Origin of the sequence: Niastella caeni (assembly GCF_004834005.1) — a bacterium.
GTDB classification, from domain to species: domain Bacteria; phylum Bacteroidota; class Bacteroidia; order Chitinophagales; family Chitinophagaceae; genus Niastella; species Niastella caeni.
The window spans coordinates 1-20103 of record NZ_STFF01000008.1; the positions used below are offsets into that span (position 1 = coordinate 1).

A 20103-nucleotide genomic window follows, 5' to 3' on the forward strand; every position below is an offset into this window, starting at 1 on the left:
CTATACTCAACTACTTCAACAACAGAAGCACCAACGCTTCGGCTGAAGCTTTTAATGCCAAAATCAAGGCTTTCAGAGCCTCGGCAAGGGGTGTTCGAGATATTAATTTCTTCTTATTCAGACTCCATAAAATCTATGCCTAAACAAATCAATCCCCCAAAAATTTCACTTGATCCGTATTGATCCAGGGTTTGAGAATGCAGTATGTACACGTGAAATGACATAAAAATAAAAGGCCCGCATTGCTGCAGACCTTTTAAAGCTTCTTTTTTGTGGAGAATATCGGAGTCGAACCGACGACCTCTTGCATGCCATGCAAGCGCTCTAGCCAACTGAGCTAATTCCCCAAATATTTCTTAGTTGAACCGCAACCTTCCCGATTACCATCGGGACGCTCTAGCCAACTGAGCTAATTCCCCAAATATTTCTTAGTTGAACCGCGACCTTCCCGATTGCCATCGGGACGCTCTAGCCAACTGAGCTAATTCCCCAAATATTTCTTAGTTGAACCGCGACCTTCCCGATTGCCATCGGGACGCTCTAGCCAACTGAGCTAATTCCCCAAATTTTTCTTAGTTGAACCGCAACCTTCCCGATTACCATCGGGGCGCTCTAGCCAACTGAGCTAATTCCCCAAATATTTCTTAGTTGAACCGCAACCTTCCCGATTGCCATCGGGACGCTCTAGCCAACTGAGCTAATTCCCCATAAATCAACCTTCTATAAAAAGGATTGATTATTTTAGAGTTTGCAAATATAGAGCTATCCGGGAATTTCACCAAATAAAAGCCGGCCAGCAAATTTTTCAAAAGGAATATTGGGGTAAACCCGCTCAAAAATGAGTGTCTGCTATCTTTTGGATCATTTCCTCCGTCAATGGCTTTTCGAAGTACTCAATGACACTTTTATATGAAAGCGCCTTTTGCTTGTCCTCCAACCGCGTGGAAGAGGTCAACATCACAATTTTTGCTTTATTACAAACATTTATCTCCTTCAGGTTATCCAGAAAATCAAAGCCATCCATTCGTGGCATGCGGATGTCGAGAAAGATAATATCCGGGCAGTTATTTTGTTTGATCCATTCATAGGCGACAAGTCCGTCGCCGGCCACTTCTATTTCATCTGCTATATCAAGGCTCTTGATGGCCATTGCGGCCAGAAAATTGGTTGCCTCATCATCATCAACCAATAAAACTTTACTAAAATGGTACATTGCTTAAATAAATTTTAAATGTAGTTCCCTTGTTTACTTCGCTATCTATATAAATTTTACCCCCGTATGATTCTATAATTGAATGAATCATGTGTAATCCAATACCTACACCCTCTATATGTGTATGAAAACGCTGAAATAATCCGAATAATTTATCCTTATACATTTTCATATCAATGCCCATGCCCTGGTCCTTTACTTCCAATACAACAAAGTTTTTATCAATGCTTGTCCTGATATCTATTACGGGCGGCTTCCCCTCTTGTTTATATTTAATGGCATTGGTAAGCAGGTTTTGAAAAATACTTTTTAAATGCGCCACCGGATAATTGACGTGCGTGCAAGCAGAAAAATCAGCATTGATGATAGCGCCCGATGACAGGATCGAATCATAGATCCTTAATTTTACGTCTTCCAACGCTTCATGCAGATCAATGTTCTCTTTTTCTATCTTAAGGGTCTTCCTGAATGCAATGATCTCATTCAGGGCATTAATGGTCTTTTGCATTTGCCGGGCCGAATTCTTCGCCATAAGGAAGAGGTTCCTGTGCTCCTCCCTTACAACATTTTTCTGTTCCATCAAAGTCAACATGCCGTTTAAACTGGTAATAGGCGACTTCATGTCATGTGAGCTGATATAAGCAAATTCTTCCAGTTCCCGGTTCGATTGCTCCAGGTTGCGGGAATAATCTTTTAGGGCTATGTTGGTTTCTTTCAGGTAAGTATCCATTTTTTCAATCCGGTCAAGCATATTGTTAAAGCCTTGCGACAAAATGCCAATTTCATCATTTCCATTATCGGCAACGCGCAGGGAATAATTACCGGTTTCAGCCACTTCCTTTGTTTTGGATACCAGCGATAATAACCTGTGTGGAATGGAACGTTGTAAAAACGCCCCGATAATTAACGAGGCAATCAGGGCTGCAAATAAAATCATTCCCGCTACTTTTATATAGCCTGAAATAATTTTATGCAGGTCGTTTAGGGCGGCCCGTAATACCACGGTGCCCAGGAACTCATTCTCCTGGTAAATTTTATAGCTTACCGTCAATTTATTTCCCGAAAAGTCGGCGGCGATTTCCTTTTCATTGGTAATGTCTTTTATAGCGTCAATGTCTGGTTTTGTACGTGCATATTTGGCAAAAAGTTTTCCATTGTTATCCAAAATGGCTGCTTCGAGGATGTCTGGTTCTTTGTTCAGCTTCATCAGTATCTGGCTGGCCGCATCCTGGTCTATAAAAAGCAGGGTGGATACGGCGCTCTCGCCTACGATCCTTGCCAGAGAATACATTTTTCGTACGGCAGCATCTTTAAACGTTTTGATATCGTTAACTACGAAAAAGACGCAACATACCAACACTACAATAAAAGCGGTGATTGTTTGAATGACAATGAGCTTTTGTTTTATGGACGCGTTTTTTAACCCTATCATCATTATTTAATAATAATTGCCAGTTTTAGTAATTGAGAACTTGCTGTTAGTCCGGCCGTATTGATCGCTTTTACATTGGCTTCAAACTTCAGCTTTCGGTTAACGATCACGAAATTGATAGCAGTGCCCTGTTCGGCATATCCTTCCTGTTCGCTGATAATAAGCATGCCCTTATGGACTGTTTTAGCCAGTATATCATCCAGGGATGCGGACGAGCTCTGGGAAATGAACAGGATATTACAAAAGCTGATGTCGGCCGGTTTATTAAATTGCTTAATAATTATCTTTTTATTATCAACCGTTTCTGTTTTTACAATTTCAACCAGCGGATCGTTGATGGGGGATGGACCCATGATGCCAATAATAAATTCATTTTCACTGGTAGCAGTCTTCCATTCAATATATTTTGTGAAATTAAAAATGAAAGCCGCTTTTAGGTTGTATTCGCTGGCTTTGTTTTTCTCCTGCTGCAGGGTGAATGAACAAAAAAGAAAAAGCGACAGTAATACAGTTTTATATTTCATATAATGTATACAGTCCCGCTTTTCTATAAAATACTTTTTCATAACGATATTCACTTTTCTGTATAAATGATTACTGGCCTAACCTTCCTGATACTTAAAATTCAAAATGAACGCCTCCGAATATCATGAACGATGGACTGTCTGCCTTGTAAAATTCCCGGTCTTCATTGTTTAAACAGTTTCTGAAATTACCTGTAAGGATGAGCTTTTTTGTAACGGCATATGAAATGGCCGCATTTAACAGCAGCTTGCCTTTTACGTTTTCAACGCCGCGTTGCCCGTCGTTATAAGTAAGGTTACTGCTTTGTAATTGTTGTTGACTGCTGAAAAACCAGGGGTTGAGATTGAGATTTAATTTTGAACCGGCTTTCCAGTTTATATAAGCGCCACCATAAAAAGATGGAGTGGCTTTATGTTTCATTTTTGTACCCCTGCCTGAATAAATATTATTCAATGCCGGGTTAAAGTTGTTGCTGGCAGTAGGCGGGGCACTGGGCGAATTGGCATATCTTGAATAATCGTACAACATAGTTTTTTGAACAGTAATAAAGGGTTTAAACTGCCATTTTCCTTCAACGTAATCCATGGCCAATGTACTGCCCCATTGTTTAGCATAAATGGTGATATTGTTCAGTTCAAGCAGCCCGGTAAACCCGACCGGACCGGTTGGATTGAATTGCCCACTTTCAAAGATGGTATAAGAGAAATCTTTGGTTTTGGTGGTAAATAGTTCAAGATCGAGTTTTAGATTGTCTCGCAATTGCGCTCTGTAACCCACTTCAAATAAGGCTGAAGATAAAAGGCGAATGTCTTTGTTGCCTCTCAGTTCAAGCAGAAATGTTTGGGTGGCATTAAGCCGGCCGCTAATATCGAGGTTCGAAAAAAGATCGATGATCAGTGGGGTCCTGTAGGCTTTTGAGTTCACTACTCTTATCAAATGCCGTTCATTGATTTTATAGGTAGCAGCCAGTTGATACGAGTAATACGTTTTTTTAGGATAGTTGAATTTATCTACCCGGCCACCGGCTACCAATCGTAACTTTTGATCAAACAGTTTGTAATCGGTTCGCAGCGAAAGGGCTTTTGTTATAGATTCTGCTTTGCCGCTCCATAATCCTTCTTTAATATCGGTGTTTACATATTTACTATCGTCGTATACAGCCCGGCGGTATATGATGCCGGGTGTTATGTTTAAGTTCCTTATTTTTTTGAAGTTATATTCTACCACCGCATCCAGCGTATGGTAATTCCATTTCCAGATCCTTAAGCCTTCAATGGGCGACTGGGTTCCGTACAAATATGACAGGTGTACCATGCAGTCATTGATAGTGCTTTTGAGGTTGGCATACCGGGTTTCTGCTTTGGCAGTAGCTATATTGGCAGAATAGGAGTCGGTGGCAAATATTTTTTGCACTTCTGCCTGTTGTGTGCCCAGGGATGCAGATAGCTGTATTTTATTACTGGGATTATAATTAATAAAGCCGTTCACTGCATATTTGCGCATGGCCAAATGGGGGTGGGGGTATCTCTCATTGACGTTGGCCCTGCCCAGCGGATTTATTTTTACAGCCGTCAGCGAATCAAGCCCTACATACGAATTGGTGATGGGGTCGTAATAGGTTGTTTGGGTCCTGTTCCTGTTTTGAAAATTTCCCGAGATAATGGCACTGATCTTATCATTGAATTTATAACCGGCAGATGCGTTTGCAATAAGGCTGTTATGGCTTCCGTATTGCACATTGGCCACCGAATACAATCCGTCTTTGGCCGGTTTCCGTGTAATGATGTTGATCACTCCCGAAACAGCGTTCGGCCCATACAACGCGGCAGCAGGTCCCCTCACTACCTCAATTTTTTCTACATCATTAATGTCAACAGGCAATGTTTCCCAGAATGTGCCACCATGTAAATAGTTATACACGGGAAAATTATCGATCATGACCAGCGTGGTAGAGCTGGTGAAAAATACTAAGCTTGCATTGGGCGGAATATTGTCTAAGCCTCGCAAATGAATATCATAATTCCCATTGGTTTGTTCCCGTACAATGATGCCCGGCACCAATCGCAATGCTTCCATGATGGAAGTGCATCCGGCCCGTTTTATTTGTTCTTTTGTGAGAACACTTGAGGAAAGAGGCGCTTCAAAAGTTGATTCTGATGTTTTCGACACGGAGTAGATCGGTATGTCCATTAGGTTTTCAATAGATAATTGTAACAGGTGCGACAGAGAATCCTTTTTTTGTGCATACAGAGGAACAGCGAATATCTGCATACCTAATGCAAAAACAATGATATTTTTCATGTCACTTGTTATCAGTACTTAAATGAAATGACTATAAAATGGCAGCAGGTAGTGCACAATAGATGTGCCCTGTTCTGCTGCTCTTTGAATGGAGTTGCACTTAATATATGTGAAACAATAGGCTACAATGTTGTTTAGGGAAGTCCTAATTCAGGTACGTTGTGGCTACCATTTGAATTTTTTCGGGGGTTAAGGGTTTTTCGAAAAAGTCAACCACTCCCTTATAAGTAAAAGCTTTTTCCTTATCTTCAGGTCGAACGGAGCTGGTGAGCATTACAATTTTCACGCTTTTGCTCAGGGTGAGGGCTTTCAGTCCTTCCAGAAAATCAAAGCCATCCATACCTGGCATTTTTATATCCAGAAAAATAATGTCGGGGCAATTTTTTTGTTTCATCTTATCTATGGCTGATAGCCCGTCTTCGGCAACTTCAATTTCTTTGGCGGCATGCAATTCTTCGAGCAATTCTTTGGAAAGATAATTAGCTGCTGCATCATCATCAACCAATAATACTTTGTTGATTGGCAGGAATTCTACTGGAGATTTCATGACATATTATTTTTGGTTAAGGAACTGAATGTTCTATAGAGGTTTTGTTTTGATAGTATGAAAAGGACATACCTCACCAGTCCTACTCAGCAAAGTAAGGGGTGCTAATTAATCAGTGTGCCTGAACATGGTTGGATGAATTGCTATCAGTTACTATCAGTGTCCTTAACCAGAATGGATATATGACCTTGTTATTTGAGTAAATAACTAATCTTCCCTAAGTTAAACTTTTTATTTTGATAAATGAATTATTTCTCCACCCATTCCTGGGTTGCCCTCATCAGCAAACTCATGGTATCTTGTTTTCCTGCTTTAAAACTATGATCTGCCCCTTCCAGCTTTACCAGTTTTGCTTTTTTAAGGGAAGCGCATACGCTTTCTATTAAATCCCACTGCGCTAGTGTGTCTTTGGTACCTTGTAGAAAAAGCATTGGTACTTTTACATCTTTTAAGTGTTCGGCTCGTTCGGTAGACGGTTTGCCGGCGGGATGCAGTGGAAAACCGTAAAAAACGATCCCATTCACGTTGGCATCGGGGTGTGTTGATAAATATTGCGAGCTCATGCGGCCGCCAAACGATTTACCGGCAACGAACAACGGCAGTGCCGGAAATAATTCATGGGCTTTGTTTATGGCGGCTTCAATGGTTTGATGAGCAACGGCCGGTGTATCGGGCCGCCCTTTTTTGTTTTCAGCAAATGGGAAATTGAAGCGCATGGTGCCAATGTGGGCTGCCGCTAAGGATGCAGCCAGCGTTACCATAAAGGAATGGTCCATGCCTGCACCTGCGCCATGCGCCAGCGTTATCAGGCAAGTGGCTCCTGCAGGTACATTATATTCAGCCGAAACTTTGCCTATGGCAGAAGAAACGGGTATTGTAATGCGTTTGGTGCTCATACTAAAAAGTTTTATGGTTCGAAGCCTGATCACCCCTTTCGTAACGTTTCTATTTCTTCCAATGACTTCGGCAATGATTTACCCAGCTTTTTACTTCCGGTTTCAGTGATCACAAAATTGTCTTCAATGCGTATGCCGCCGAAGGTGCGGTATTCGTTCAGCAAATCGTAATTTATAAACGAGGTGTGCTTTTGTTCTGTTTTCCACCGGTCAATGAGTTCGGGAATAATATAAATGCCCGGTTCAACAGTTAGCGTAAAACCCGCCTTTAGCGCCTTCCCCAGGCGAAGCGATTTCCAGCCAAATTCCTTGCTTTTTTTCAGTTGATCGTCGTACCCCACCAGCGGTTCGCCCAGGTCTTCCATGTCGTGCACATCCAAACCGATCATATGCCCTAACCCGCATTGAAAAAACATCGTATGCGCACCGGCTGCTACGGCTGCTGTGGCATCGCCTTTCATTAGTCCAACCGCGGTCAAACCTTCCACCAGTTTAATACAGGCCTGGGTATGCACTTCTTTGTACTGTATGCCGGGACGAAGTAAAGAAACTGCATGGTCCAGTGAATTCAGTACAACGTTGTATAATTCGCGTTGGCGGGTGGTGAATTGTTTGCCTACCGGAAAAGTACGGGTAAGGTCACCGGCATAGTGCATGCTGGTTTCAGCGCCGGCGTCAACCAGTACCATGTGCCCATCCTGTATCGTATTGCCATGATAATGGTTGTGCAGGGTTTGGCCGTTTATGGTAAGGATAACCGGATAGGAGAGTCGTCCATAATTAGCGAGGGCAATCGCTTCTACCTGTGCTGCCAGTTCATACTCTTTCATACCGGGCCGGGCATTTTGGATAGCTGCCAGGTGCATATCGGCAGAAATAGATACTGCTTTATCCATCTCGTGTATCTCCCGTTCTTCTTTTATTTCACGTTGCGCTACAACCGAACGGATCAGTTTTTCGGATACAAATTCCTGCAGTTGAGCTATGGACGTATTTAACCAGGTAGCCAGTTTTATTTTATTTTCAGGCCGGTAGGGTGGTAATATATGAACAGGGCGTTGAGCTTTACGGGCTGCTGCCAGCAGGGTGGCCAGTTTAGCCAGGTTATCGCTGGCTGCAATGCCTATTGAATCGGCCAGCTCCTGAATTTGGGGTTGCGGGCCCGTCCAGATGATGTCATCGATACTGGCGTTCTCGCCAAACAGTATTTCTTTGTTTTCGTCCAGATCAATGATGGTTGCCAGGCCTGGCTGATCAATGCCCACATAATACAAAAAAGTGCTATCCTGCCTGAACGGATAACAATTATCTTTATAATTCATGCTGCTGTCTTCATTGCCCAGCAATAATATAAGTCCATTGGTTAGAGTTGATCGTAACTGCCGACGACGTTGTATATATACCTCCCGATCGAAAATAGGCTGGTTCATGTAGTTTTTGCCCGCAAAATACGAAGATGGGATGAGCAAAAATAAAAAAGCCATCCTGTAGAAACAGAACGGCGTTATTGATCGTACCCTTAAAAACTATCTTTAAAGCTGCGATTTTACGATTGCCTGTGTGCTGATCTCATTTCCGTTGATCGCTTTAATGTAGTAGGTGCCTGCGGGTACATCAGACATCGTTATTGTTGCTGCTTGTTGTATGTTGAATGTTTTTATAATACTTCCGCCGGTATTCAGCAATTGGCCATTAACGGTTTTGTTTTGCCACTCTTGCGGAAGGGAAATATGCAGCTCGTTCACTACCGGGTTGGGGTAGGCGGTTATTTTCACTCTTTCGCTTGCTCCATTTATACGTACGGTCCTTACTTCTGAATATTTGTACTTGCCATCTTTGTCAACCATTTTCAGCCGATAGTAGATAACCGAACCTGTGATATTTTTTATTGGGTCTTTGAACGAATAGCTATTAATGGACGGATTATCATATGTGAATAAAAGAGCTACCTGATCAAAGTTTTTGTTGTCGATGCTTCTTTCAATACTATAATGGCTAACATTTATTTCCTGGCTGGTGCTCCATATAAGCGATACCTTGTCGTTTACCAGTTGGGCAGTAAAGCTTAACAGGTTAACTGGTAAGATGATCGGTTGCAATTGGCTGCCTCTTATGTTCAGGCTGAACAGATCGTTTCCACTCCATCCATTCTGGTGCTGATAATACCCTACACGCATCGTAACGCTGGAAGTAGAGGGCGTACTAACCTGGAACATTTGCGTTGAGTCGTTCTCATCAATACCTGACCCGCCTGAAGGACTTGAATTAGTTGCTGTGCCCCATACAGTATTACCATCTTGTGTAACAACTACAGCAGGTGTTGGGCTTACATACTGCCAACTGGGGTTATTAACTGTAATGGCATTAAACTCGGTTATCTGGTTGCTGCCGTCTATACCCATGAATACGCTGCTAAAATTATAAACCGGTGAAGGGGTTGTTGAACCTGCGTTTACAAAAGTGATCGTAAACACGGCATAATGATAGCCAACACCGCCCAAAGAACTTAATTGTGGTTGAAGTGCGGTGGTGGAGGAGCCTGAGGGTGTAGCGTCTATACCAGACAGCGATACACCAATTAAACTGTCAACCTTTACCAACGCATCTATTTGGCCGCCGGTTGTTACTGCGGAGAAACGATAAACACATCCTTGCTGCTGGTGAGTACCTGACTCAAGAATAGGGGCATTGAAGTTTAACGTTTGTGACACAGCAACAGCACTGTATAGTAATATTATAATTAGTAATGCTACTTTTTTAACAGTATACAATCCTGTTTTAAATGCAGGGTACAATTGTTTCATACTCGTGGTTTGAAAGGGTGATCAAAGGGTTAATGCAACCACAGGTATTGGAAGTAAATTGACTTTATCAGGGAGATTGGAATTATGGTATAGGAAGAATCAGGTCGTACATGCACGTGTACAGTGAATAAGTTGCTTGAATGGAATGTGTTTTGTAGGATGTGGGCCTGTTCAGTAGGAGATTGGGTACGATTACTTGAATGAATTTCTTAATACAAAGATTAACACGATTTTTTAATTATGCAAGTACCCGAAAATATTTTCAAAGGAACTTGATCTTGAATAAGTGGGGGGTGAATGCCAGTTGATTTTCAATAGGATACAGCCTCAAGTTTCTAGCTGTAAGCCAAAAGCAGAAAGCCAAATCTTGGGGAACCCAACCAGCAACCAAAAACTATAAACCAGAAACTATAAACCAGAAACTACCCTGCAGGATACCGCAGGATGGATCATGACAAGCTATTCGATATGTTTATGTTTTCCTAACCAAACGCTGCTGTATGATCGCCAAATCATCATCTCCAGGCTTTTATTGCCATTAGCTTCTCATGTCTTACATATTCATTTTTATATTTCAATTAAACCATTAAAACGATTGTTATGCCCGAAATGCTACGCATCACCTGGGTGCGATGCCGATTGCTACGCGCTTTTCCCCTTGTTCTCTGTTATTTGTTGTTACCCATTCTTGCCCATACCCAAACTATTTCCTGGGTAGGAAATGTGAGCACAAATTATTTTTCAAAGTATAATTGGAGCGATACCACGATCAATTATGCTGCTCTTACTTCCACTACCTTAATGATCGGCGCCGGTAATCCCAATAGCTGTATTCATACCGGTGGAAATTCCAGTAATGTGAATTATCGCTCAGCCAAACTGAATACGTTGGCCGGGGGTCACTTTACCGTGAAAGGTGGCTTATATACCAACAATAGCGACTCGCTGAACGGCACGGTAGTGGTTAATGCGCCGGCTGACTTTAATATCCGTAACATCGCTTATATAGGCAGAAGCGCCGCTGCTACGGTAACCATTACCGGTGGTGCCTTATCAACCAAGAACGGCATGTACATTGCAACCGGTACCGGCGGCAGTGCTACCGTAACCGTTTCGGGTGGTTCGTTGAATGCCGGCGCCGGTGGCGCTAATATGGACCTGAACCTGGCAAATGGTTCGGGCTTAACCGCGCAACTGAATATTACCGGCGGTATCGTACGCATTGCCCGCAACCTGAACATTGGTGCAGGTGGCAGTATTTTTATCAGCGGCATTGGGTTGCTGCAAATAGCCGGCGACAAAACCGCACAACTGAATGCACTGGTGGCAGATGGCAGGCTCACTTGTACGCCTGGTAAAACGCTAAGCATTACATATAATGGAACCAATACGGTGGCCACCATTCCACAAAACCCCAACAGCATGATGCGGGAATATTCCGATTACATTACCCTTGATAACGGAATTATTTTCGCAACCATTGAGAAAAGGACCAGCAACATCATTTCTTTAAAAGTAAATGGCGTGGAAACCATTGCCACTTCAGGAAACAAGAAGTATGTGTACTACGACTTTACTACTTCCAAAGGTTTTGAGACCATGTATGAGATGAGCATGGAGGTGCTGCAGGATACCAACGACATTATTGAAGTTTCGTTTAAAAGACCGTATACGCCTTCTGCCGGGCATGTTACACCCTGCGATGCCGATATTCATTATGTGCTGAAGAAAGGCGACAGGGGATTGTATACCTACTCTGTGCTGGAACACCTGCCTTCGTACCCGGCATTCGACCTGGGCTCCTGGCGCCAGGTTTTATGGATAGCGCCAAAAGATGCTACCAATTACCTGTGCGAAAAAATATATGTTGATAGCGTTAAGCATTGGCAAATGCCTTCGCTGTATGATTTCGCCAACGCTTCGCCCACCGGTATTGCGGAGATCCTGAAGCTGAATACAGGGGTGCGTGCCGGTAAATACGATGGCAAATATGAATACAGCACGCCGTTGTGGGAAGCTCCTGCTTATGGTCATGCCAGTGATGTAAATAATATTGGAACCTGGATGGTGTTTGGCAGCCATGAGTATTTCAGCGAAGGGCCTACTTATCACGATCTGAATGCCGCGGCCGGTATCATCCATGTTTGTATGAATGGCGTGCATTACAATACAGGAGGCATTAATGTGCCGCAGGGTGAACACTGGCGTAAGTTATATGGTCCTTACCTGATCTATTTTTCTGATAAAGCAACCGGCGATAGTAACTGGATCGATGCCAAACAAAGAGCCGCTGCAGAAAAAGCCCGGTGGCCGTACAGTTGGTTGCATCATCCTGAATACCCACAAACGGCTGAGCGGGGAACTGTTTCAGGCAGGTTTGTTATCAATGATCCTTTTAAGCCGGCGATAAAAGGACAGAACGCATGGGTAGGGGTTACGCAGATAACTAACGATGAAGGTCAATGGCAGTTTGAATGCAAAACCTATCATTATTGGGTAAAGACCGATTCGGCGGGTAACTTCAGCATACCCAATATTCGTCCGGGTACGTATACGTTCTTTGGCTACACCGATGGGGAAACCGGCGAATACCAATTGCAAAACGTAGTGGTAACGGCAGGTGGTGTAACTGATTTAGGCAGTCAAACCTGGAATATTCCCCGCAATAAAGGAAAACTGTTGTGGGAAATAGGCGTACCCAACCGCAAAGCCGATGAATACCGCCTGGGTGATTTTGATTATTGCGAAGGACATGTGCAGAATAAGTTCAGGGCAATATTCCCCAACCCCATCGAGTACCGGGTAACTGCCAGGAACTGGGATTCTGTGCTTTGTTATGCGCATACTTCTTATCCCGATACCGACAGCACCCGGGCGCCGTGGAAATGGCGGATTCATTTTACCCTGCCCAATACCATTCCGGCTACGGGTAATGCTACCCTTACCATTGCCTATGCCAGTGCCGATCATGCGAACCAGTTCCTGTATGTTAATGATGAAAGCAGGTTGTTTACCAACTTCTACCCTGATGTGGCAGGTGGCAATGGCTTTTTGCGCCAAACCAATTATACCAAGTATTCCATAAAAACGGTCAGCATCCCATACAGTAAGTTAAAGGTGGGTGATAATGTGATCACGCTGGTGATGGCTTCTACCCAATCGTGGGTGAATCACTTTATGTATGATTATATAAGTTTGGAAGGGGATATTCCCAATCCCAAACCCGTACTGGAACTTACAAAGCAGGATGTGACTAGTTATGGTGGGAACGATGGCCACATTACCGCCAGCTTCAGCAATGGCACGCCGCCTTACCGGTTAAAGCTCAATAACGGCGGTACGTTCACCACGCAATCTTCTCCGTATACCTTTAATAACCTGTTTGCAGGTAATTATGCCGTATATGTTGTTGATTCGTTGAATGAATCGGATACTATGTCAATTACCATTACGGAACCTGATAAAATAACCAAACCAGGCAATGGATGGGTAATAAAACCGCATGTGTTCCCTAATCCGTCGCGCTACCAGTTTGTATTATTTATGCTGGGCGATTTTGAATACAGCTTGTTCGATCTGTCGGGCAAACCGTTGCAGCAGGGCAGAGGTAGTAATGTGTTGCGTTTTGGAGAGAACCTGGCGCCGGGCATATACATGTTGCATGTAAAGGCCCGGGGGAAAACGTATATAGTGAAGGTGGTTAAATTACGCTAAACGCGGAACGCTGAAGGCAGAACGCGGAACGGTGAAGGCAGAACGCTGAACGCAGAATACAGAATGCTGAACATAGAACATTGCATTAGGCGTTAAGCCTTTAGCGTTAAGCGTTAAGCAATAAAAAAAGGTGGATCAACCGGTCCACCTTTTTTTAATTGTGTATTTCGCAGGTATATTATCGTACTAATTGTACTGTTCCTTTTACGTTGATCTTTCCTGTTTGCAGGGTTCCGGTAATTGCGTAGCTGTAGGTACCGGCTTCTGCTTTGACACCTTTAGTTTTTCCATCCCAACCTTTGGTGATATCGGTTGTTTGGAAAACCACCTTTCCTGTTTTGTCAAGAACGGAGAAACTGCTCATTACGAAAGCAGGATCAACTGCAGGGATCTGGAAAAGATCGCCCATGCCATCACCATTGGGTGTAAATGATTTTGGCATAGCTATTCTGTTAAGAACGGTTACAGTAACCTCGGCAGTTGCTGCGCAACCACTGGCATTTGCTGCTGTTACTTTATAAGTAGTGGTCTTTGCAGGTTTAACGATCGGGTTGGCAGTATTGGCAGCGGTTACACCTGTTGTTGGAGTCCAGGAGTAGCTGCTGATCTGGTTTTCGCTGGTAGCGGTTAATTTGGCGCTAAAGCCCTGGAAGATCTTTATTTCTGTATTTGTTTTTACTTCTGGTGCAAAGCCCATTTTCACTTCAATGACATTAGAAGCGATCTGTTCGCCTGAACAACCGGCGGCGCTTGTTAATACGCAGCTTACTTTATCACCGTTCACTAAAGCAGCATTGGTGTAAGTTGGGCTGGTGCTACCGGCGTCATTACCGTTCACTATCCATTTATAAGTTGGGGCGGTACCGCCGTTCGCAACTTTCACTGTGAAAGAGCCAGGCATTCCAACACACATACCATTCAGCGCAGGAGCAACAGTCAGTGTTGGGCTGGCGCCGCCTGTAACAGTTAATGCAGCGCCGTTTGAGAACAGCGTACGGCAGGCGTTATTGGCCATACAACGGTAGCGGTTATTATTCATCGTTGCAGTAACTGCGTTAACAGTAAGTGTATTGGTAGTAGCGCCAGCGTAATTGGCTCCATCTGCTACGTCAACCCACTCACCATTCGCCTGCAGTACCTGCCATTGGTAGTTATCAGTGTTATTGGCAGTTACACTAAAGGTAACATTGCCGCCTTTACAAACGCTTTTACCAACTGGTTGCTGTTCGAATGAAGGCGTTGGTGCTGTACAGCTTGAAACTATTTCGCGGATGGTATTGTTGTAGCTATCTGTGATAAATACGTTACCGGCGATGTCGGTAGCGATACCGATGGGGTACCATATTTTAGCCAGGATGGCCGGGCCACCGTCGCCAGCGTAATCAGGCGCACCTGTACCGGCAATGGTAGTGATAATGCCTTTGGCATTGATCTTTCTGATAGCGTGGTTTTGATAATCTGAAGCATATACATTACCAGCCGGGTCAACAGCCAGGCCTTGTGGTGAACCGATCTGGAATTGAGCTTTGGTTGCAGGGCCATTGTCGCCGCTGTAACCTGCTGTTCCTGTTCCGGCAAAGGTGGTAATGATACCGGCGGGGTTTACTTTACGAATAACTGAATTGGATGGATCAGCGATGTAAACGTTGCCTGAATAATCTACAGCTATACCTGCAGGTTGGGTTAACAATGCTTTGGTGGCAGGACCGCCATCGCCGCTGTAACCGGCTCTTCCAGGTACACCTGCAATGGTGCTGATAACACCTGCTTTGGTAACTTTTCTGATCACTTTGTTTGAGGCATCTGAAATATACAGGTTGCCATCTTTATCAACCGCTACGGCAGTGGGTCGATACAGCTTGGCTTGTGAAGCCGGACCGCCGTCTCCACTAAAACCTTCTGTACCGTTACCAGCGAAGACGGTCATAATACCTGATGTAGTAACTTTTTTGATAACAGAGCTGTTGTAGTCAGCAATGTAAATGTTGCCATCATTGTCGATGGTCATACCAGTTGGCTGGGCTAACTGGGCTGCGGTGGCGGGCCCTCCGGCACCGGAATTACCTGCTGTACCATTACCGGCAACTGTATTAACGATACCGTTGTTGTTTACTTTCCGGATTACGTGGTTACGCATGTCCGCAATGTACAGGTTGCCCTCGGTGTCAGTGGCTACTGCTCTTGGATTGTTGAATTTGGCATTGTTCGCCTGGCCGGCATCTCCCGCATATCCGGGGGAGCCTACAACACCGGCTACAGTAGTAATGGTTTGCGAGTACGCTACAGAGCTGCTGGCAATCAGCAGGCCGTTTAATAGAATCTGGTTGAGTTTCATGGGATTAACAGGATTATTTTAATAACAGTTAAGTTATATACCTCGAAAAAATATAAAAAGTTTTATAATTCAGCAAATACTGGTCTTAAATGATATCAACAATGAAAATCTTTCTATTAAGTTCGTGTTTTTCCTATGGTAAATACTGCGAATAATTGATGCAGTAAAGCCTTAAGATGGGAGCGGAAATACGGCATTGCGATCGCATAGTACTGGTACTTCATGAGCCGATGTATTCCGCGCTGTTCACCTGACAGGCCGGGTGTTTACTCGTAAATATTATGATCTGGTACTCCCTTTTCGGTTTCTGGCTTATCCACAAAGCACTTACTTCAATCCCCGGTAGTGAGAATTAAAGAACGGGTAATTATTTATATTATTGTTTCAATAAGTAGTTCCAGTAGTTTTACTATGAGAACAGGTTTTTTTGCTCCGTACTTTCATCAACGCCCAGTGGTGGCAGGTTGGGCCATGCATACGGCGCTGTTTTTTCCTGATTATCAGGGCGGGGTTTGGTAGAACGAATGGTGAATACCGGCCAGTAATCTAATTGTTCCGAAGGCATTTCATAATCGAGTATCTGCTGTATGCCTTCATCAGTTAAATCGGGCTGCAACCATTGTAATTCAAGTTCTTTAGGCAGGAACATTGGCATGCGAAATACATTGGGGCCTCCATTATGGATCTGCCGCATGACGGAATTGGCGGCGCGGGTAATAAGTGTAAAAGTTCCTTTTATTTCACCGGTTTCAACGTCGGGAATGGGGGCGTAATGATATAAACCGGCAATACAGAACATAGGCCTTTCTTTTAATCGAACTAAATAAGGCACTTTGTTTTTCCAGCCTTTAATTTCGCGGTGCTCATAAATGCCGGTTACGGGAATGAGACATCTTTTTGCGCGGATCCTTCTCCAGAATGACTTTTTATCATTGATAATTTTTTCGCTCTGCGCATTGCACATGTATTGGCGGCTCTGCTTTATTTTCTCAGGGGTATTCATGTAATCTGCGATCACACCCCATTCAAATGGCTGTAATTTGTAGGTGCCATCATCGAAAATAATGACCGGATATTTCCTGTATGCCTGTGCCTGTACATGAATGGTCATATCGAAATCGAAATTGATCGATAATTGGGGATCAACAACCAGGTCGGGCAGGTAATCTGTTATTAATTGAATGTTCGACGTAAAAGATATATCGTAACACATGCATCAAAAATTTTCAATATCTGCAAGCGGTAATTTCACCTCATGTATACCACACTTTAAGGTAATGAAAAGTTCGCCAAACTGAATAAAAAGATCAGCTTTTACATTGTCGTTACGACTTGGATTCCAATCTAATTTTTGATTAATATAATTGCGGATCTTGGCTGCCATGGGCGAGGTAGGTTTCCAGGGTTGTTGCACCAACGGGCTGTAAATATGAAACCCTTCGGGCTGGGCGGCAGCTATGAATAGTTTTTCATAATGTTCTGCTTCGTTTATATTATATAAAAACCTGTTGGGGTCATTGTAAAGCGTATCGTAATGGGTTTTTGCGCGGCTGTAATCGGTATAATGGGTAAATAGAAAGGCGGCTTTGTTGAGTGGGTCAAGTTCATTTTTCCCCCGCTTGTAGGTTTGACGCACAAAAAAAGTATTGCCCGCTTTAATGAGCGATTCGAGCAACCTGGTTGTCAGCAAAACAAACGGATTGTGCATAGCTCAGATTTTTATTGTCAGCACCTCATCAATACGGGTGGTATAACAGGGTGAAAGTTTTAATTGGCGCAATTTCCACCGAGTACTGAAGCCCTGCAGGGCAAACCGAACGGCATCTTTCCCAAACGATCTGTTCACCACGTCTACCACATTCATCAACTTCGAATTTCGGACCCTGTTTTCTTTATCAAAGATATTATATTGTACTTCAGCGGCCGGTATCAATTCCATGGCTGTACAACCCGTTTTGTTGTAATTGTAACCGGGCCGGTAAATGGTTTCAAGGCCCTTCCTGGCATAACGGATCAGCTCATTGGTGCTATTGGTAGCCTCCGGCAGGTGAATGGTCAAAGAACGAAAGTATTGCGGCTCGTTGCTGCGGTGGGCATTGGTTTGCACAAAGATCTGGATGGTATTGGTAGCCAATTGCTCACTGCGTAGCTTAGCTGCTACCATGGCGGTAAAATTGGCCAGCGCTTCCATCACCTCATTTTTTTCACTCAGCACCTTGCCAAATCCACGGGCAACACATACCATTTTCTTTTTTGGCGGCATATCTTCAAAAGCAATGCACGAGGTGCCTTTCAGCTCGTTGTACATGCGCTGGCCCATTACCGACATATTCTTTCTGACCCATTCTTCAGGCGCCCGGCTAACATCCCAGGCTGTATTAAATCCATGGCGGGTAAGCAATTTCGTATATTGGCCTCCGATACCCCAGATGTCTTTTACCGGTGTGTTTTTTAATGCGTGTTCCATTTGCTGCATCGTGTCAATGCAATACACACCTAATTGCTTATTCCTTTTCTTTACCAACCGGTTGGCTATTTTCGCCAGGGTTTTTGAAGGCGCTATACCAATGGAAACCGGAATGCCTGTGTGTTGCATTACGGTGTTGCGGATGGTATGGGCATAGTCGGTCAGGTTGTGCTGCCGGAATGCAGTGAGATTTAAAAAAGCTTCATCAATGGAATACACTTCCAGTTGATCGGCAAATTGCGAAAGGGTTGTCATGACCCGGTCGCTCAGATCGCCATACAGGGTATAGTTGGAAGAAAAAACTGATACGTTGTGTTGTTGCAGGATCGATTCAATAAGAAAGGAGGGCGCGCCCATTTCGATGCCCAGTTCTTTGGCCTCATCAGAGCGCGCAATCACACACCCGTCGTTATTGCTCAATACCACGATGGGTTTGTTATGCAGCCGGGGCTGGAAAAGCCGTTCGCATGATGCATAAAAATTGTTACAGTCAACCAACGCAATCATTTTTTTCATATTTATACTTGACAACCACTGCTGTTACAACGCCCCACACCTGCATATTCATTTCTTCAGTGACTACCAATGGCTTATATAACGGATTTTCGGGATGGAGCACCAGGGATTTGCGGGTTTGAACAATGCGGCGTACGGTAAATTCTCCGTTTATCACTGCCAGCACGATCATACCGCTGGCGGGTTTAATAGACCGGTCAACCACCAGCAGGGAGCCATGCGGCATGCAGGCATTGATCATACTATCGCCAGAAACACGGAAATAAAAAGTAGCGGTAGGGTGTTGAACCAGGTATTGCGACAATTCTATCACCTCCTCCTGGTAATCTTTTGCCGGAGACGGAAAACCCATAATTATTTGTTTGATTGCCCTACAAAAATACTAAGAATATTAGTACATTTGTACTAAGAAATTTAGTGGATAACTTTATCGTTTTGGAGATCCGCTTTCTTTTTTACAAAGTGTAATCAGGGGATGATTTTGGTAAAATGCAGATGCTGAGTGGGTTTGGTAACAAACGTTATTCGCATGATCACTGTACCGATCGTAACAAAAATAGTTATGACAATATCAAAAAAAAGAACGTGTTGTAACAAAGAAAGTACGAACCATCCTTTATGCAATTTCAATTGAATTTGTTTTTTTTCTTTGGTACATGGAAAAAGATCCACGATATAAAGCTGTAAAAATTTTGATTGAAGGGAGACATATAACCGAATTCAAGGAAATCTTTACCCATGTTCCAAAAACTATTATGGCTCACGACCTGGGTACTAACAATAACCGAATGACACGATTGATCTCAAACGTTGAACAATTCACGTTAGCAGACCTGTACAAGATCAGTGATCTGTTGGATGTGGATTATAAGACGATTTTTACATTGGCACACACGCAGCATTTCGGTAACGACAAAAGGGGTAAAAAAAACCTGAACCGGAACACCTGATCAGCAATGGTAGCGGTTATCCTATTCGTTCTCGCCTTATCCTTTCAATAAAACTCCTCCCAAGTCAAAAAATGATTAGTAGCCCGGAGGGGTATAAGGGTCATCCTGGTTAGCTGGGATGGCCCTTTATATTTCGGGCAACGTGAAACGTGAAAGGCTTATGCCCGGGGCTCATAATTAGCAATTAGCAATTAGCAATGGGCAATGGGCAATGGGCAATGGGCAATGGGCAATGGGCAATGGGCAATGGGCAATGGGCAATGGGCAATGGGCAATGGGCAATGGGCAATGGGCAATGGGCAATGGGCAATGGGCAATGGGCAATGAATTTTTGGGCAGCGCAAGATCGATTATTATTTTCAAAACTCGCGAACTATTCACCATTCACCATTGACCAACACAT

17 protein-coding genes and 1 tRNA gene are annotated in these 20103 nt (G+C 43.7%); 4 read left to right on the plus strand and 14 right to left on the minus strand.

Features of this window, described 5'->3' with window-relative positions; genetic code table 11:
- Positions 1–2: 2 nt before the first annotated feature.
- Positions 3–143, plus strand: a complete 141-nt coding sequence (locus tag FAM09_RS23705; protein ID WP_243751773.1) for a transposase — start codon at positions 3–5, stop codon at positions 141–143.
- 130 nt (positions 144–273) lie between these two features.
- Here the strand turns inward: FAM09_RS23705 and FAM09_RS23710 are convergent.
- The 9 genes from FAM09_RS23710 to FAM09_RS23750 all read right to left on the minus strand — a co-directional run bounded on the left by FAM09_RS23710 (position 274) and on the right by FAM09_RS23750 (position 9718).
- Positions 274–347 (minus strand) — tRNA-Ala (locus FAM09_RS23710).
- Positions 348–832: 485 nt separating this feature from the next.
- Positions 833–1213: a response regulator gene (locus FAM09_RS23715; RefSeq protein ID WP_136579650.1), complete on the minus strand. Its 381-nt coding sequence runs from the start codon at positions 1211–1213 to the stop codon at positions 833–835.
- Positions 1200–2648, minus strand: a complete 1449-nt coding sequence (locus FAM09_RS23720) for a sensor histidine kinase (RefSeq protein ID WP_136579651.1) — start codon at positions 2646–2648, stop codon at positions 1200–1202. Before FAM09_RS23720 ends, FAM09_RS23715 begins: the two co-directional genes overlap by 14 nt.
- Positions 2648–3211 (minus strand): YfiR family protein, encoded by a 564-nt coding sequence (locus tag FAM09_RS23725; protein ID WP_136579652.1) that lies wholly within the window; start codon positions 3209–3211, stop codon positions 2648–2650. The genes FAM09_RS23720 and FAM09_RS23725 overlap by 1 nt, the downstream gene beginning before the upstream one ends.
- A 52-nt stretch (positions 3212–3263) precedes the next feature.
- On the minus strand, positions 3264–5471 hold the full coding sequence (locus tag FAM09_RS23730) for a TonB-dependent receptor plug domain-containing protein (RefSeq protein WP_136579653.1): 2208 nt from the start codon (positions 5469–5471) through the stop codon (positions 3264–3266).
- 145 nt (positions 5472–5616) lie between these two features.
- Positions 5617–6018 (minus strand): response regulator, encoded by a 402-nt coding sequence (locus tag FAM09_RS23735; protein ID WP_136579654.1) that lies wholly within the window; start codon positions 6016–6018, stop codon positions 5617–5619.
- Between the two features lie 248 nt (positions 6019–6266).
- On the minus strand, positions 6267–6914 hold the full coding sequence (locus FAM09_RS23740) for an alpha/beta hydrolase family protein (protein ID WP_136579655.1): 648 nt from the start codon (positions 6912–6914) through the stop codon (positions 6267–6269).
- Between the two features lie 29 nt (positions 6915–6943).
- Positions 6944–8344, minus strand: a complete 1401-nt coding sequence (locus FAM09_RS23745) for an aminopeptidase P family protein (protein ID WP_136579656.1) — start codon at positions 8342–8344, stop codon at positions 6944–6946.
- Positions 8345–8446: 102 nt separating this feature from the next.
- A complete protein-coding gene (locus FAM09_RS23750) occupies positions 8447–9718 on the minus strand; it encodes a T9SS type A sorting domain-containing protein (protein ID WP_136579657.1) in 1272 nt (423 codons plus the stop codon).
- Between the two features lie 600 nt (positions 9719–10318).
- Between FAM09_RS23750 and FAM09_RS23755 the strand changes: the two genes are divergently transcribed.
- Positions 10319–13432, plus strand: coding sequence for a polysaccharide lyase family protein (locus FAM09_RS23755; RefSeq protein ID WP_136579658.1), 3114 nt, complete (start codon positions 10319–10321; stop codon positions 13430–13432).
- A gap of 178 nt (positions 13433–13610) precedes the next feature.
- Here FAM09_RS23755 and FAM09_RS23765 read toward each other — a convergent pair whose 3' ends face one another.
- The 5 genes from FAM09_RS23765 to FAM09_RS23785 form a co-directional block, all read right to left on the minus strand.
- Positions 13611–15767: an NHL domain-containing protein gene (locus FAM09_RS23765; protein WP_136579659.1), complete on the minus strand. Its 2157-nt coding sequence runs from the start codon at positions 15765–15767 to the stop codon at positions 13611–13613.
- Positions 15768–16176: 409 nt separating this feature from the next.
- Positions 16177–16980, minus strand: a complete 804-nt coding sequence (locus FAM09_RS23770; protein ID WP_136579660.1) for an SOS response-associated peptidase — start codon at positions 16978–16980, stop codon at positions 16177–16179.
- A 3-nt stretch (positions 16981–16983) separates the two neighbouring features.
- Positions 16984–17475: a hypothetical protein gene (locus FAM09_RS23775; RefSeq protein ID WP_136579661.1), complete on the minus strand. Its 492-nt coding sequence runs from the start codon at positions 17473–17475 to the stop codon at positions 16984–16986.
- A 3-nt stretch (positions 17476–17478) separates the two neighbouring features.
- Complete coding sequence (locus tag FAM09_RS23780; protein ID WP_243751765.1) at positions 17479–18750, minus strand: Y-family DNA polymerase; 1272 nt, start codon at positions 18748–18750, stop codon at positions 17479–17481.
- Positions 18725–19102 (minus strand): LexA family protein, encoded by a 378-nt coding sequence (locus tag FAM09_RS23785; RefSeq protein ID WP_136579662.1) that lies wholly within the window; start codon positions 19100–19102, stop codon positions 18725–18727. The genes FAM09_RS23780 and FAM09_RS23785 overlap by 26 nt, the downstream gene beginning before the upstream one ends.
- A 436-nt stretch (positions 19103–19538) precedes the next feature.
- On the opposite strand from FAM09_RS23785, the gene FAM09_RS30800 reads away from it, so the two are divergent.
- Positions 19539–19700: a hypothetical protein gene (locus FAM09_RS30800; RefSeq protein WP_153825474.1), complete on the plus strand. Its 162-nt coding sequence runs from the start codon at positions 19539–19541 to the stop codon at positions 19698–19700.
- A 204-nt stretch (positions 19701–19904) separates the two neighbouring features.
- Positions 19905–20027: a hypothetical protein gene (locus FAM09_RS31450; protein WP_255552923.1), complete on the plus strand. Its 123-nt coding sequence runs from the start codon at positions 19905–19907 to the stop codon at positions 20025–20027.
- Positions 20028–20103: the final 76 nt, after the last annotated feature.